The organism is Parapedobacter koreensis (assembly GCF_900109365.1).
Classification (GTDB): domain Bacteria; phylum Bacteroidota; class Bacteroidia; order Sphingobacteriales; family Sphingobacteriaceae; genus Parapedobacter; species Parapedobacter koreensis.
On sequence record NZ_FNZR01000003.1, the window covers coordinates 370,713 to 387,277 of the forward strand.

At 48.7% G+C, this 16,565-nt stretch carries 9 protein-coding genes; 7 read left to right on the plus strand and 2 right to left on the minus strand.

Going from position 1 to position 16,565, the window contains the following annotated elements; translation table 11 throughout:
• Positions 1-37 precede the first annotated feature (37 nt).
• From BMW65_RS09375 to BMW65_RS09395, 5 genes are all read left to right on the plus strand, one after another.
• On the plus strand, positions 38-2,197 hold the full coding sequence (locus BMW65_RS09375; RefSeq protein WP_090604842.1) for a S9 family peptidase: 2,160 nt from the start codon (positions 38-40) through the stop codon (positions 2,195-2,197).
• 202 nt (positions 2,198-2,399) lie between these two features.
• Positions 2,400-3,047, plus strand: coding sequence for a LuxR C-terminal-related transcriptional regulator (locus tag BMW65_RS09380; protein WP_090604843.1), 648 nt, complete (start codon positions 2,400-2,402; stop codon positions 3,045-3,047).
• Between the two features lie 338 nt (positions 3,048-3,385).
• The gene (locus BMW65_RS09385; RefSeq protein ID WP_177181068.1) at positions 3,386-8,131 is read left to right on the plus strand and encodes an Ig-like domain-containing protein; all 4,746 of its coding nucleotides are present in this window, start codon (positions 3,386-3,388) and stop codon (positions 8,129-8,131) included.
• Between the two features lie 104 nt (positions 8,132-8,235).
• The gene (locus tag BMW65_RS09390) at positions 8,236-9,207 is read left to right on the plus strand and encodes a PorP/SprF family type IX secretion system membrane protein (RefSeq protein ID WP_394332217.1); all 972 of its coding nucleotides are present in this window, start codon (positions 8,236-8,238) and stop codon (positions 9,205-9,207) included.
• Between the two features lie 78 nt (positions 9,208-9,285).
• Complete coding sequence (locus tag BMW65_RS09395; protein ID WP_090604848.1) at positions 9,286-11,232, plus strand: OmpA family protein; 1,947 nt, start codon at positions 9,286-9,288, stop codon at positions 11,230-11,232.
• Between the two features lie 79 nt (positions 11,233-11,311).
• On the opposite strand, the gene BMW65_RS09400 is transcribed toward BMW65_RS09395, so the two are convergent.
• Together BMW65_RS09400 and BMW65_RS09405 are read right to left on the minus strand one after the other, a co-directional pair.
• Positions 11,312-12,151: a prephenate dehydrogenase gene (locus tag BMW65_RS09400; protein WP_090604849.1), complete on the minus strand. Its 840-nt coding sequence runs from the start codon at positions 12,149-12,151 to the stop codon at positions 11,312-11,314.
• 32 nt (positions 12,152-12,183) lie between these two features.
• Positions 12,184-13,353 (minus strand): pyridoxal phosphate-dependent aminotransferase, encoded by a 1,170-nt coding sequence (locus tag BMW65_RS09405; protein WP_090604851.1) that lies wholly within the window; start codon positions 13,351-13,353, stop codon positions 12,184-12,186.
• A 107-nt stretch (positions 13,354-13,460) separates the two neighbouring features.
• On the opposite strand from BMW65_RS09405, the gene BMW65_RS09410 reads away from it, so the two are divergent.
• Both BMW65_RS09410 and mqnE read left to right on the plus strand, forming a co-directional pair.
• Positions 13,461-15,281, plus strand: coding sequence for an ABC transporter ATP-binding protein (locus BMW65_RS09410; RefSeq protein WP_090604852.1), 1,821 nt, complete (start codon positions 13,461-13,463; stop codon positions 15,279-15,281).
• Between the two features lie 73 nt (positions 15,282-15,354).
• Complete coding sequence (gene mqnE / locus BMW65_RS09415) at positions 15,355-16,563, plus strand: aminofutalosine synthase MqnE (RefSeq protein WP_090604854.1); 1,209 nt, start codon at positions 15,355-15,357, stop codon at positions 16,561-16,563.
• The last annotated feature ends 2 nt before the right edge of the window (positions 16,564-16,565 follow it).

Here is a 16,565-nt window from a genome sequence, read left to right on the forward strand (position 1 = left end):
GCTATTTCATTCATTATTTGTATTACTTATATATTCCATGAAACGATTTTTACTACTAATTGCATTTTCTCAGGTGCTTGTTGCTGCCATCGCTCAGCAAGCTACAGAAAAGATTAAGGTGACCGATTTGCTGAAGATAAAGACGGTGACATCGGTGGATTTGTCGCCGGACGAAAAGCAGGTGCTATTTATTGTACAATCTATCATTCCTGATCAGCAAAATAAGTCGGATTACTCCTATGACAACCAATTGTGGCTTGCGGCTACAACGACGGGTACCAGCACGCCAAGGCAACTGACGTTTTCGGAAGGGGGTGTTTCCCAGCCGGTGTTCAGTCCGGATGGCCAGTCCATCGTGTTCGTAAGGTCGGTAGATCGCAAGCCCCAGCTGTTTTTGCTTTCATTGGCTGGCGGTGAGGCGCAGCAACTTACGCACCATCGTTATGGCGCGAGCAATCCGCAATGGAGCAAAGACGGTCGCCGCATTTTGTTTACGGCATCGTTGTCTTTAGCGGAAGTGCTGCAGGATTCCATCATCAATCCCAAAGGCGGACTTCCGGAATGGGTGGATGAAAAGCCCGGTTTTGAAGACAACGAACACCTGAAGATAGACACCGACTCCAAACCGAATCCCGATGGGACGATGGCGGAAATCCGGGCTTATTTGAGGCAGAATGAAGAAGATAGGAAAGCAAAAGTATTGACCAAGCTCGGCTTCCAGGGTGAGACATCCACGTCGGCAGATATTCGTTTTTCCCATATTTTCGTGATGGATGCCAAAGTGGGGGCAACACCCAAGGCGATCACAAGCGGATTCTATTCCTATGGGTCACCCCAAATCGTTGATGATAACCGCTTGATAACGAGTGTTAGGAGGGAAGGAAAGCTCCATCCCGACCGTGTGCAGGAAAGCCAGCTGGTAATGCTCTTTATCGATGGGTCGACAGAAAAGGAACTGCTGGCAAAACCGGGCAAAAGTTTGTCGGTGGGAGCTGTCTCGCCAAGCGGAAAGTGGCTTGCTTTCCAGGAATCGGAAACGGGTAGCCCCAAGATTCCTGAATTGTATGTGATGAATCTGGATGCTTCCGGAACGGCGGTACCGATTGTTTTCGATCGGAACAAAAGCGGGCTGAAATGGAGCAGGGACGAGCAGTATCTCTATTTTACAAGTCCAAGTAACGGTGGTACCATACTGTGCCGGGCAACTATCGGCACGGGCAAGATCGACAATTTGACTTCCGTAGATGAGGGTATCGGTGACTACGATTTTGAAGGCGGCCCAGTAGTCTATACAAAGACCAGCATAAGCAACCCTTCCGAGCTGTTCATCGCCGACGATTTGGCGATGAAAAACAGCAGGCAATTGTCGGATTTCAACAGCCAGTGGATCGCAACAAAACAACTGAGCATTCCGGAAAAACACACGTTTACCAACGACGAAGGGATGGAAGTCGAATATTGGGTAATGAAACCGATTAACTATCAAGAAGGAACAAAATACCCATTGCTGCTGGAAATACACGGCGGGCCATCGGCCATGTGGGGACCCGGCGAGGCAAGTATGTGGCATGAGTTTCAATATTTCTGCGCGCAGGGATACGGTGTGGTATACAGCAATCCAAGGGGATCCGGTGGATATGGCGAAGCATTTTTGCGTGCAAACATGAATAATTGGGGTGCTGGGCCTACCAGTGATGTGCTCACCTCTCTGGACAAGGCTGTCGCAGAAGGTTGGGCAGATACGGCCAAACTGGTGATTACCGGCGGTTCATACGCCGGCTATTTAGTCAGCTGGATCATCAGCCATGACCACCGTTTCAAAGCAGCGTGCAGCCAACGTGGCGTATATGACTTGAATACGTTTTTTGGCGAAGGCAATGCCTGGCGCTTGGTACCGAATTATTTTGGTGGATATCCCTGGGAAGATGGCGTGAAGGATGTGCTGGAGCGCGAGTCGCCGATCAATTACGTTTCCCAGATCAAGACCCCCTACATCATCTTCCACGGTGAAAATGATCTCCGGACAGGGGTTATTCAAAGTGAAATGCTTTATAAAAGCCTGAAAGTGCTTGGTCGGCCGGTTGAATACGTCCGCCATCCAGGGGCAAGCCATGAAATCACGCGCAGTGGGGATAATCGGCAGCGCATTGATCAAATGCTACGCACGTATGAATTTTTCGAACGTTGGATAGACTAAAATGGAATAAGTCACGTTAAATGATTTAGGTTTAGGTTGATAAAAAACATTTTGTTTTTACCGCGCTTCCCAAAGGCGCGGTTTTTTTTGTCTTTGTCGTTTATATACATTTTTTTGTTGTTTACACGCATTGTTTTTCTGAAAGCTACCTAACCACCTAACTTTGACCATGAATTAATAGCGGAATCTCTTATCTTATACCATGGCTAGTAGCTTGACAAACGTAGGGCGCAATATTTTTTTGACGTATTGCCATGAAATTGTAGGAATAGCGATGAAATGGCTCGTGCAGCAGCATTTTCCGTTTTCGGCCATTGGCGAAGCACAGAATTTTCAGGAAACGCTGAGCGATTTGCCAAAAAAACAATACGATTTGGTTGTCCTGGATGCAGAGATTGGTGGCGGCGCACATGTATTGGGTACCGTAGAGCACATTAAATCTATCAGTCCCAAAACACGTATACTGATATTTTCGGAATTGGACGAAACCATCTATGGGCCTAAATATCTTGCGTTTGGCATCAACGGATATTTGACCAAAAATGCAGATGTCGATAGCATCGTTCAAGCCATTGAAGCGGCGTTAAATGGTGAAATTTTTCAAGGTGAAAACGATTTTTCCGCGGCGGCGCAACAGCAGGAGCCCCTTAAGTGGAGCCCGTTTGGCCTACTGTCCAACCGTGAGGCCCAAATCGCCGATTTGCTGATAAAAGGTGTTCCGTTAATTGAGATCAGCAAGCGGATGAACTTAAAGGAGACCACCATCAGCACCTACAAAAAACGGGTCTTCAAAAAAACCAATGTCAAGGCAATAGCTGATCTTATTTCCTTGTGGCAGCGCTACAAATAATGCTCCCAATGGCGTGCTGCCACACTATGCTGTAGTGTTTCACCTACATCCTTTACTGTTTACATACATTTTCCTGTCGTTCATATACACAAAATTGATGGTCGTATGATTAATCATTCTCTTTGTGTGTCTGATTGGACGCGCTTATCAGACAGTTGATACATACATCTATTAATTTTATTTAAGACATGAGTTTGGGAACCAAGCAACCTGGAATTGCTTCCAATTTCAGATGCACTGAGAAACTTCAATTATGTGATCACTACGGTTTTCGTGGATTAGCTCGTGCCTCTAATGACCATAGCGCGCGTTTTGAGATGACTTCAGCTTATAAAAATATGGAAAATAAACTTTTACGCGGTATTGGAACCAAGCTCTTGGTTTTCGTATTTATCCTGCTGAGCCTGCTGGATAAAACGTATGGTCAGCAGGCCAGCCTAGGCGACAATATCTTTAAGGAGGACTTTGGCCAGGCAACTGTGGGATCGGACGGCAATAGCACCCTTTGGGATGGTATTTATTTTAAGAAAGAACCGCTGCCTTACATCAGCTCGTTGCTTTTTTATAACCCTTCTAATCCCCCATCCGCTTACGGCTGGGGCCAAGACAACAATTGGGGCCCGCGTTATATCAGCAATGAAAGGCTGGTCATCGGGTCATATGCTATTGCTACCAATTCTCAAGGGTATCGAAACCCCTATTTTTACAGTGGCAGGGATCACACCGGAAACGAGCAAGGGCTTATGTTGCTGGTTGATGCCAATGTGTCTACGACACTTTATTTTGATCGGGAGATTGAAGGGCTGTGCGCAGGCACCAAGTTCCAGTTTTCTGTTTGGATAAAAGATATTAATTCAGAAGGGCACGCCAAACCGAGTGTGACATTCAACATATACGACGGGGATCTATACAATGGCGAAAGTTCTCCTACAGGGTTATTAGCTACTTACACAAGCGGCAATCAAGATGTAATCCCCGTCAACCGATGGAAAGAGGTAAAGATGGATTTCGTCATGCCTGCTGGTGTGGGGAAAATCAGGCTGCAAATCCGGAATGCGCTTGCGCAGGAAATCGGCAACGATTTGGCGATTGATGACATCTCTTTTCGGCCTATGGGGCCGCCCATTTCGTTGGTTGCTGATCATACCGGAGCAGTTTGCGTTGGATCACCAGCGACCTATCGTGCCAAGGTATTGGATGGAAGCGCTTATCCAACGAACTATTTTCAGCTACAGCGCCGGAAAGTCATTGCAGAGGGCAATGATCCGCTGGGTGCCGATTATGAAAACGTAGGAGAACTGAAGACGACCACTGGCACGGAAGAAGCTGTATTCACGCTGCCGTCCGTCACACTGGATGATGACAACTATGAATACCGGGTTATCGTAGCTGGCGATCCGTCGACATTGACGAATAAAAACTGCCGTGTGGCCTCGGAATCGAGCATATTGCGCGTCTATCAGCATCAGCCTACTCTTTCGTTTGAGGACAACGACGGGCAACGTGAGTTATGTAAAGGACAGTCTACCGTGTTGGTTGCCAATGTGACCAACGGCGTTGATGATAGTCAAACCTATTTCTATCAATGGGAAAAGTCGACCAACCAAACGGACTGGGAGGTCATTGACGGACAATCCGGTGCGACATTATTTACGGGTGGATTGGCGCAAACAACGTATTACCGTGTGACCGCCTACGCAAATGGGGAGGGGGGATGCCCCGGCAATGGGGTTTCGGATGTCCTCACGATCGTTGTCAATGACAATTGCAACTTCACCAGCGAGAAGAAGGTTGTGGATGCCAACAACGATGGGCTGGCACAAGCCGGGGAGCAACTGACATATTCCATCACGGTAACAAATAATACGAATGAAAGTGCGACTATAGCCATCGTCGACGTAATCCCTCAACATACGGTATACGTTAGCAATGCGACTGATGGGGATTATTCAAATACGGAAAATGAAATCGTCTGGAACGATGTGACTATTCCGGCTGGATCAAGCATGACCGTTTCCTTCGTTGTCAAGGTTGTCGAGAATTTGACGGGCATTTCCCAGGTAGCAAATACAGCGCTCATCACGGGTGAAGAACTGGAAACGCAGACGCCAACGGTGGTGATTGACACCGATCCGGAAAAGCTATTCGTGAGTAGAAAAACAACGGACAAACAGCGGGTCACTGCGGGGGATGAATTGGTCTATACCATCTCGGTCGAAAATACCGGCAACGTTGACTACAATGGCATCTCGGTAGTTGATAATATCCCGGCCAATACAACCTATAAGGCAGGCAGTGCGAGCGAGGGAGCTACCATCAATGGTGATCAGCTGACGTGGACGATCGACGTGCCGTTTGGCGAGAGCCGGCAGGTAAGTTTTGCCGTAGTGGTCACAGCGGATCTTACGGGTGTTGACCAGATTCGCAACGTAGCAACGGTAATCGGTGTAGACCCGGAAGAGCCTGAAGAGCCAGAGGTTGAAGTACCTGTACACTCGATTGACGCCCTTGATGACCATATCGGCCAATTGAATGATTTCAATGGCCGCGTAGACGCCATCAATGTGCTGACGAATGATGTGTTGGATGGTAAAGCAGCTACGATAAGCCAGGTGACGATCAGTGTCGTAACGCCTGAACCGAACGGCTATTTGACGTTGGATACCGAAACAGGCAGCGTGGATGTTGCACGAGGCACCCCTGTTGGTACCTATCAGCTGAAATACCGCATTACAGATAAAGGCGATACGGATTTGTTGGACGAGGCTATCGTCACGGTCGAAATCGTATGTAACGATCAAACCTGGATTAGCGGCACGGTGTTTAATATAGACAACGGCGACAGCCCATTGGCCAACGTGCCCGTGACGTTAATTCCGCAGGGAGATACGGGCGGAAATGTACTGATGCGGGTTACGCAAGCGGACGGACGTTTTACGTTCGAAGGCATGAAGCCAGGCAGTTACTTGCTGCAAGTGCAGGATGCCAATTTAAATGCCGCGCGCGGCTTGTATCCTGCGGGAGAAAGTTCTTCCTTGTTCTTCATAACCATTGAAACATGCGTTCCGATACTGCATGATTTTCCTTATGGAGCATCTGATTTGCCTGTGCTTGGCGACTTGGTGTGGTATGATACAAACGGCGACGGGGTTGATAATGAATGGTGGGATGCCAATGACAATGGAAAAGTTGATCGCACCGATCCGGGAGCGGATGGATCCATTGACTATGCTGCATGGGAATGGATGGATTTGAATGGGGATGGCCGCTGGGATGGCCCCGAGAATGAAGGGGAGTTGAATAAAGGTGGCGTAGGCAACCTGGCTTCTTTGCCAAATATATTCGTCTCCGGACCCAATGGATACCGGGAAGAAGTCATTATCGGTTACCTCGGGTATTGGCGGCACTGGCCCGTGGTGAATGGCGCTCCGCTTTATGGCCAGTTCGAGGTAGAGTTGGTGATGGATGATGAATTGGCTAATAATGCCATCAACATCGCTGCTTCCGGAAAAGTGAAGACGTATGATGCGGCTGGGAATGCAATTGCCTTTGCGGAAACATTTAATAACTATAACTGGATGCAGTTGGCCTTGAACTATTCACAACTACGGCATAACAATCATGTTGTTCAAGGCATGTTGGTTGGCGACAGTGGGTTCCAATCCGCTGATGGCCATCGATACATCAACAAGTTGTTGACACATGGTGTACTCGAATCCATGCTGGCTGCACGGGCGGAAACCTCGGTCGAAATCACCAATGATACGAAACGTACGACAGCACTGTCATCCGCAGCTCCAGCTGATTTGACGCTTGATTTCGGATTGATGGCCGTTACTACGGATGACGAAGTAGGGCCCACTGCCCATGATGATGAAGGAAATACGAATCAGGGCGAACCTGTTGTCCTTGATGTATTGGCCAATGACGTAGCTGGTAGCAGTGCTTTGGCACCCGCAACGGTGCGGCTGGTCACGCCCAACACGGGCAACTTGGTCACCACATTGGAAATCGCCAGCGAAGGTACGTACCGCGTGGATGAAACCGGCCAAGTACAGTTTACACCTACGGATTCATTTGTTGGCACCAGCACGGTGAAGTATACGGTAAAAGACGAAAATGGGCTGGTATCCAACGAAGCAACCATCACGGTTACTGTCGAAGGGGGAGGAACGGAAGAAGTAGCGCCTACAGCTCATGATGATGAAGGAAGCACGAATCAGGGCGAACCTATTGTCCTTGATGTATTGGCCAACGATGTAGCCGGTAGCAGCCCATTGGCACCCGCAACGGTACGGTTGGTAGAACCCGGTACGGGCAGCTTGGTCACCACATTGGAAATCGCCAGCGAAGGTACGTACCGCGTAGATGAAAACGGCCAAGTACAGTTTACGCCTACGGATGCATTTGTTGGTACCAGCACGGTGAAGTATACGGTAAAAGACGAAAATGGACTGGTATCCAACGAAGCAACCATCACGGTTACTGTCGAAGGGGTTGCTGCGGAAATCGCACCGACTGCTGTGGATGACAACGCGACGACACCTTATGGGCAGGCAATCACCATTGCGGTATTGGGAAATGATCAAGTGGGAAGTAGCCCGATTGTGCCGGGTACCGTGCGGCTGATTGATGCAACGGACAATCGGTTAGGCGCAGTAAGCATTCCCGGTGAAGGCCGTTATGAAGTGAATGCGCAAGGAGGGGTAACCTTTGTGCCGGCTGAAGGCTTTATCGGTACAAGTACGGTGCGTTATGAAGTGAGTGATGAAAATGGCTTGGTATCCAACGCGGCGACCATTTCAGTCACTGTCGATGCTCTTCCGTTTAAGATTCCGAACGTATTCACACCGAACGGCGATGGCAGAAACGATGTATTCCAAATCCTTGGCATAGAAGGTTTCGACCGCATGGAGATCACGGTGGTGAATCGCTGGGGCAATGAAGTCTACCGCAACACGAACTACCGGAATACCTGGGATGGACAAGGGCTGAATGAAGGAACCTACTATTATTCAATCATTGGCCATGTCGGCGGACGCCAGGAACGGTATACCGGTTGGGTGCTTATCAAACGGCAGTAACATCAGGCATCGGCAAATATTAATAACACAATGAGGCACGTTATATAACATCTAAAAATAAAACTATGAAGCGCATTATAAGATTAACGATATTAGTAGTCAGCATGGGGATGGCTTGGGAGGCCCATGGCCAACAAAATATCCAATTTACGCAGTATATATTCAATTCAATGAGTGTAAACCCGGCGTATACAGGGTACAAAGAAGAATGGTTCGGCCAGTTGGGACTCCGGGGCCAGTGGGTGGGATTGGAAGGCGCGCCGCAGACGGGTTTGTTGTCCATTGATGGCATCGCAGATCCCATCACCAAGCGCCATGGAGTGGGGCTGCAGCTCACGGCAGATAATTTGGGGCCGCAATCGGCCACTTCGATGTATGCGAATTATGCCTTCCGCCTGCGGTTGAATGAGGAGGACACACAGCGGTTGAGTTTCGGCATCGGCGCTGGTGCGACGCAGTACAGCCTTGATGGTACAGTGCTTGATCCGATTGAAGGGAGCGATCAGATAGTTCCTACGGGCAAGATAAGCAGTTGGATACCGGATCTCCGTTTCGGGGTGTATTACTACAATCCCAAATGGTATGCCGGTGTATCCGTGATGGATATGCTATCCGGAGACCAGACCAATAACATTTTCCGCTGGGACAATACCACGACGGATAATATCCGCCGCAAGCGCCACCTGTATGTTATCGGGGGGGCATTGTTCGATCTTTCACCGGGCCTGAAACTCCGCCCCAGCTTATTGGTAAAAGAAGATTTTAAAGGGCCGACCAGTTTAGACTTGAATGCGATGTTTATTTTCGGTGATCGGTTTTGGCTTGGTGGTGGCTGGCGTACCGGGGTGACTGTTTTCGAACGGGAATATAACCGGATAAGTGGAAATAGCTTGAGTGGGCGGAACTCGTTTTCGGCTGTCACGCAAATCTACGTCACCGAAGCGTTGCGGATAGGCTATTCCTATGACCATATTATAAGCAGGCTGTCGAATGTCCGCAATGGATCGCATGAGGTGACACTGGGCGTCACTTTTGGATCTAAAGCACAGCGGATATTAAGCCCGAGGTTCTTCTAATCAACAGGTTATCAGATAGGAATTCAGAATATCAGGTATAAAAGTTAATAAAACATCTTCCTTTTAATCTTAAAAGATATGAAAAAGAATTACATAGGCTTGCTGGTGGGTATGTCGATGTTATTGATCAATAGCGCGATAGCCCAGGAACAACCTAATCTCCGGGATCGGGCAGATGAATTGTACAAGCGGTTTGAGTATGCCAATGCGGTGAAGCTGTATGCCAGGCTTGTCGATAGCCAACGTCCGCGCGTACAAGATTTGGAGCGCCTTGCCGATAGTTACCTCAAGATGAAAGACTACGAGTCTGCGGAAAATTGGTATGCGCGGCTTACCGGACATGAAGGTGTCCAGCCAGAACACTTCCTTCGTTATGGGGAAGTGCTCAAAATCAATGGAAAGTATGCGGAAGCAAAAGAACAATTGGAGACTTATGCCACCAAAACCGGCGATACTTCCCGGGTTGCCCTGGAAATTATCGGATGTGATTCCGCATTGAACTGGATGGCTCACCCCACACTGCACCGGCTGCATAACGAGGCCGACGTGAATACAGATAATGCCGAATTTTCAGTCTTTCCACAAGGCGAAAACGTGTACTATGCAGGGGAACCTGCCGGCGGTACATTTTCGGATACCTACGGCTGGACAGGCAACGCGTTCCTGCGCGTGTATACAGCACCATTGTCGTCGGGCGGGATGTTGGGTAGCCCTACACTCGCTGAAACGGCCATCAATGACGCCAAGTACCATGTGGGGCCCCTTACGGCAACGAAGGATGGAAATACACGCTTTGTCACCCGTACGCACGTTGGCAAGGAGGGCGAATTGGAAAAGATAGGCGAATATAAGTATCGTACCAATAAACTGGAGCTGTATAGCTATCAAAATGTGAATGGCACATGGGTGGAAGAGCCGTTTGCCTATAACAAGGTCACGGCCTATTCAGTGGGGCATGCCGCGTTGTCGTTGGATGACAATATCCTCTATTTTGTCTCGGATATGCCCGGAGGCCATGGCGGTACGGATATCTGGTACAGCGAACGGCAAGCCGATGGGAGTTGGGGAACTCCTGTCAATGCCGGGGAATCCATCAATAGCGCAGGGAATGAGCTGTTCCCCAATATCGGCCCCGATGGCACGCTTTATTATTCGAGCGATGGTCTGGTAGGAATGGGCGGGCTCGACGTGTTTAAGGCGGTGGGTAGCAAGGCTTCATGGACAGCTCCTGAAAACCTGAAATACCCGGTTAATAGTGCGGCAGACGATTTCGCTTACATTGTCCACAGCGAAGATGAAGAAGGTTTCCGTGGATTTGTTTCTTCCGATAGGCCGGGGGGGAAAGGGATGGATGACATCTATTCATTTTCGTTTGAGAAACCGAAAATTATCATCATCCTGAAGGGTACTACCGCCGATAAAGCTACGGGCGAACGGTTGCCTGCGGCAGCCGTGACACTTTATGATGGCCAGCGGAAGATTATTGCCAAATTGAACAGCAGCAATACAGGCACCTTTGAGTTTGAATTGGAGCGTGACCGCGCCTATACGGTATTGGCACAAAAGTCGGGCTATCATGCGGATTCGGCCAAGGTAAGTACAATGGGAATTACGCAATCGGACACCCTGGAGGTTGCGCTCCTATTGGAACCTGTATTCCAGGTAGGGCAGACCTTTGAACTGGAAAATATTTATTACGATTTTGATAAATACAATATCCGCCCGGATGCGGCAATCATATTGGATGAGCTGGTGCGCACGATGCGGGATAATCCGACCTTGAAAATCGAACTATCCAGCCATACCGATAGTCGTGGCAGCCATGCATACAACGAAGTGCTGTCTCAGCACAGGGCGCAGGCTGCGGTAGACTACCTGGTGAGCCGTGGCATAGCACGGGATCGGATGGTCGCGAAGGGCTATGGCGAGAGCAAGCTGATCAACCGTTGTGCAGATGGCGTCCAATGCTCGGAAGAAGAGCACCAGGCAAACCGGCGGACGGAAGTCACCGTATTGGAATATTAAACCATTTATATCAAACCTAACATTGAAAAGGGCAGCCGGATTCGGCTGCCCTTTGTTGATTTTCAGGAAGAAGGGCGATCTATTTCAAAATCTTCCGGATCTTGTTTGACTTTTTTATCAGTTTGTAAAACGTGTCATAGTCTTCGTTGTCCAATACATCTTTGAGATGTTGGAGCTGCTTGATATGTTCCTGCAATACTTCCAGCACGTTGTCGCGGTTTTGCCTGAAAATCGGTGTCCACATATCGGGCGAGCTCTTCGCGAGCCGCACGGTGGATTCGAATCCCGAACCGGCCAGCTCGAAAATCCGTCCCTGCGATTTTTCTTTTTCCAGCACCGTCAGCGCCAATGCAAAGGACGTAATGTGCGAAATGTGGGATACGTATGCCGTGTGTACGTCATGCTCGTGGGCGTTCATAAAGGTGGTTCGCATGCCCAATTGTTCGGTAATGGCTTCCACCGTCTCAAACGCATCTTCGTCGCTATCCATCGCGTCCACATATACCATCATCTTGTCATTGAACAGGTTGGGGACAGCAGCTTCGGGGCCGGAATATTCCGTGCCTGCCATCGGGTGGGCCGCCACCAGCCGCCCGCGTTTGGGATGGTCTGCTACTTGTGCTAATATCCGCTCTTTGGTAGACCCCATATCGATAATCACCTGGTTCGTCACCCGGTCGAGCAGGGAAGGTAGCAACGTCAATATAGCATCGACAGGGATGGTGAGGAAGATGACGTCGCATTGGTCGAGGGCTTCTTCGATGGTCATGCCTTCATCGACCAACCCCAGCTGTATTGCTTTTTTCAGGTTGCCCTCGCTTTTATCCACGCCCACAAACTTTGTGGCTACTTTTTTCTCCTTAAGGGTGATGGCAATGGATCCTCCAATGAGCCCCACGCCAACAATGGCTACATTCATTTTCTACTTGCGTATATGATTTATGGAATACGTCATAGGCTTATTGGTGCATGTTCGATACGGTCCAATGCGTCATCCAGCACGGCTGTTGTTGCACATAGGCTCACCCGGATATAGGCATTGCCGCCATCTCCGAAAATCCCACCGGGGGTGATGAATACCCGGGACTTTTGGAGGATTTCATCGCTCAGGGCATAGCCGTCGGCATAGGTGGATGGCACGTTGGCCCATACAAATAAGCCCACTTGCTGTTTGTCGTAGGTGCATTTCAGTGCGTCCAGCAGTTGGTATACTTTTTCCCGCCTGCTGTTGTAGGTCTTGTTTAATTCATGGTACCACGTAGGCTCCAGCGACAAGGCCTGCGTGGCTGCCATTTGCACAGGAAGAAACATGCCCGAATCCATGTTGCTCTTAAACCGGATAACCTCATTGATGCGTTCTTCAGCGCCGATAAGCATGCCGATACGCCAACCCGCCATATTCGATGATTTGCTTAATGAATTGAGCTCAATAGCGACATCCATGGCCCCATCGACAGCCAATAGGCTTTGGGGATGGTCATTAAGGATGAAACTGTACGGATTGTCGTGACAAAGCAGGATTTGGTATTGTTTTGCAAACGCTACGATTTCCTTAAAGAACGTGTCCGGCGCTGCGGCACCTGTGGGCATGTGCGGATAATTGAGCCACATCATTTTCACACGGCTGAGATCGCTTTTGGCCAATGCATCCAAATCGGGCAACCAATTAGTTTGTGAAGTCAGCTTGTAAGGCCTGCCGATGGCCCCGCTCAACCGCACGGCAGAAGCATAGGCCGGATATCCGGGATTGGGTAAAAGTGCTACGTCGCCTTCTCCTAAGTAAGTCATGCAAATATGGACGATACCTTCCTTGGAGCCAATCAGTGGAAGCACATGGGTATTGGGGTTTAGCGATACACCGTAATACCGCTGGTACCAATCGGCAATCGCCTGCCGTAGCGGCTGTATTCCCTTGTAATTTTGGTACCCATGGCTAGTCGGCATCTCCGCATAGGCATGGAGCGTCTCAATGACACTCGGATGGGGTGGTAAATCCGGACTTCCGATGCCCAAATTAATCACTTTTGTTCCGGCCTGGTTTAATGCGTCGATTTCCCGTAGCTTCCTTGAAAAGTAGTATTCCTCCGTATGTTGGATCCGCTTAGCAACCTCTATTTGCATTTTTTTACTTTTAGGCGACTAAAATAAATAAATACATCCAATAATTAAGTCCGTATTTTTCGGTCAGCTTTTCTTTTTTGGTAACTTTGCCGCTTGCTTAGTGCTTGATGAAGACATACTTTCGATTACTTTCATACGCCAAACCCATTGAAAAATTTGCGATTCCTTACGTCCTTACTACGTTGTTGAGTGTGGTATTCAGCGTATTAAACCTTGCGTTAGTCATTCCCCTGTTGCAAACATTGTTTAATACCGGAGAATCTGCAGCCGAGGTAGCAAAGCCGGAGCACTGGTATGATATGACGGAAAATTTCAATTATTACGCTACGCAGGCGGGTTTGCTGTATGGCCCTTATGAGGCTTTGAGGCGGGTTTGTTTGATTATTGTTATCTCCGTATTTCTTAGCAACCTTTTTCGCTATCTATCCCAGCGTGTCATGGAAAACCTCCGTATCCATACGCTGTTGAATCTGCGGCGGGCGGTCTTCGACAATGTGATGGATTTGCATGTCGGTTATTTCAGCAATCAACGCAAAGGGGATATCATATCGAAGATTGCATCGGATGTACAGGTTGTGCAATTTTCGGTTACCGGCACCTTGCAGGTCGTGTTTAAGGAGCCGCTTACGCTGGTATTTTACATTGTAGCACTATTTCTGATTTCTACCGAATTGACCTTGTTTGCTGTTGCGGTTATCCCGTTGTCGGCATTTCTCATTTCCAGGCTCGTAAAGCGGCTAAAGGCGCAAGCCGTACAAGCACAGCAGGTCTATGGCAACATGATCGCTTACCTGGATGAAGCATTGTCTGGCGTGAAGATCATCAAAGCCTTCAACGCAACTGCCTTTATCAAGAAAAAATTCAATGACGAAAATGTGCTGCTTTCGAAAATCAGCAGAAGGATGGTGCGGCGGCAGCAATTGGGTTCCCCGGTATCCGAGCTATTAGGCGTTGCGATGGTTGCCGTGGTACTGCTTTATGGCGGTAACCTGGTATTAAGCGGTTCCGGCGAATTGTCTGCGGCGGCATTTATCGGTTATATCGCCTTGTTTTCACAGGTCATGCGCCCCGCCAAGGCACTTACGGATTCGTTTGCCAATATTCATTCCGGGATAGCGGCTGGCGAGCGGGTGCTCGACTTGATTGACCAAAAGAACGAATTGCCTGATGCTCCGTCGGCCCGACGCATTACGGCTTTCAATCAAGGTGTGCGGCTGGCCAATGTGAGTTTCGCATACGGGGATAGGCAAGTCTTAAAAAACATCAACCTCGATATCCCCAAAGGCAAAACCGTCGCATTGGTAGGGCCCTCGGGTGGCGGAAAATCAACGTTGATGGATTTGATACCCCGGTTTATGGATGCGCAGGAAGGTGAGGTATTACTTGATGACGTTAATATAAAAGAATTGAAGACGAATGATTTGCGTGCGCTAATTGGATTGGTCAATCAGGATTTGTTTTTATTTAACGATACGATATATAACAACATCGCATTTGCAACCGAAAATGCGCATTTGGATGATGTAATGGCGGCTGCCAAAATTGCCAATGCACATGAGTTTATCCTGGAGACCGAAAAAGGGTATGATACCTATATTGGTGACCGGGGCATTAAGCTGTCCGGTGGCCAGCGCCAACGGATTTGTATTGCCCGCGCCGTACTGAAAAACCCACCGATTCTGCTGCTCGACGAAGCAACGTCTGCATTGGATACCGAATCTGAAAAGCTGGTGCAGGAAGCGTTGGGCAAACTGATGGAAAACCGTACGACACTGGTCATCGCGCATCGGTTGAGCACCATCCAGAATGCAGATAAGATTGTGGTGCTCGAATCCGGCAACATCGTGGAAGAAGGTACGCACCAGCAATTGCTGGCTAAGGATGGGCTCTATAAAAAATTAATTGATATGCAGCAGTTTGGCGAATGATGCCCCGAATTATAGGGGTTACGTTGTAAATAAACGCAATTTTGCCTAAGTTTGTTGTTTTAGATTTCTGGATATGGATGCTGAAAGAAAACTTACTTTCCTCCTTGGGCATAAGCACCTTGACGGTGCATTGAAAGCAATAGCCGATAAGGTATATGCCGGCGAACGGATTACGGAAGAAGAGGGGGTGCTTTTGTACGAACGCGGCGACTTGGGGTACTTGGGGGTACTGGCAAATTTTATGCGGGAGCGAAGGCATGGAGATACCACTTATTTTAACCGCAATTTTCACATCGAGCCAACCAACCTATGCGTATACGATTGCAAGTTCTGTTCGTATTCCCGTTTGATTAAACAGCGGGATGATGGCTGGGAAGCCACCATGGATGAGATGCTTGGTCAAGTAAAATCGTATGATGCCGAGCCGGTGACGGAAGTTCATATTGTGGGTGGTGTATTGCCCCAATACAATATGGCATTCTACATGGAATTGTTCACGGCGATAAAACAGCATCGTCCGAATCTCCATGTGAAAGCGCTTACGCCAGTGGAATATCACTACATCTTTAAAAAAGCGAAGATAGACTACGCCACAGGCATGGCCATGATGAAGGATGCCGGGCTGGATTCCATGCCGGGCGGCGGAGCGGAAATCTTCCATCCGGAGATCCGGGATCAAATAGCCAAAGATAAATGCAATGCTGAGCAATGGCTACAGATCCATGAAGTATGGCACCAGTTGGGCATGCATTCCAATGCCACCATGTTATATGGCCATATCGAACAGTACTGGCATCGCATAGACCATATGGAGCGGCTTCGGCAGCTACAAGATAAAACGGGCGGGTTTCAAACATTCATTCCGCTCAAATTCAGGAATAAGGACAACCAAATGTCGCACGTGCCGGAAGCTACCGTCATCGAGGACCTGCGCAACTATGCGATTAGCCGCATTTACTTGGATAATTTCCCCCATATCAAAGCCTATTGGGCAATGATTAGCCGGGAAACGGCCCAATTGGCATTGGGCTACGGCGTAAACGATATCGACGGGACGTTGGATGATACCACGAAAATTTATTCCATGGCTGGTGCTGAAGAACAGCATCCGGCAATGACCACGCGGGAACTGGTTGAGCTGATTCGGAATGCTGGCCGGCATCCCGTTGAAAGGGATACCCTTTACCGGGTGATTACGGACTACAAAGACGTGGCCTTCGACGAGGACCAATCCAATAAACAATCAAGGTATTATCAATTACCGGTGTTGAACGATAAATAGCA

Excerpts from the sequence above, each read along its gene's own strand:
- BMW65_RS09375 (WP_090604842.1), top strand. The coding sequence starts at position 38 with ATGAAACGATTTTTACTACTAATTGCATTTTCTCAGGTGCTTGTTGCT.
- BMW65_RS09380 (WP_090604843.1), top strand. The coding sequence starts at position 2,400 with ATGGCTAGTAGCTTGACAAACGTAGGGCGCAATATTTTTTTGACGTAT.
- BMW65_RS09385 (WP_177181068.1), top strand. The coding sequence starts at position 3,386 with ATGGAAAATAAACTTTTACGCGGTATTGGAACCAAGCTCTTGGTTTTC.
- BMW65_RS09390 (WP_394332217.1), top strand. The coding sequence starts at position 8,236 with ATGGGGATGGCTTGGGAGGCCCATGGCCAACAAAATATCCAATTTACG.
- BMW65_RS09395 (WP_090604848.1), top strand. The coding sequence starts at position 9,286 with ATGAAAAAGAATTACATAGGCTTGCTGGTGGGTATGTCGATGTTATTG.
- BMW65_RS09400 (WP_090604849.1), bottom strand. The coding sequence starts at position 12,151 with ATGAATGTAGCCATTGTTGGCGTGGGGCTCATTGGAGGATCCATTGCC.
- BMW65_RS09405 (WP_090604851.1), bottom strand. The coding sequence starts at position 13,353 with ATGCAAATAGAGGTTGCTAAGCGGATCCAACATACGGAGGAATACTAC.
- BMW65_RS09410 (WP_090604852.1), top strand. The coding sequence starts at position 13,461 with ATGAAGACATACTTTCGATTACTTTCATACGCCAAACCCATTGAAAAA.
- mqnE (WP_090604854.1), top strand. The coding sequence starts at position 15,355 with ATGGATGCTGAAAGAAAACTTACTTTCCTCCTTGGGCATAAGCACCTT.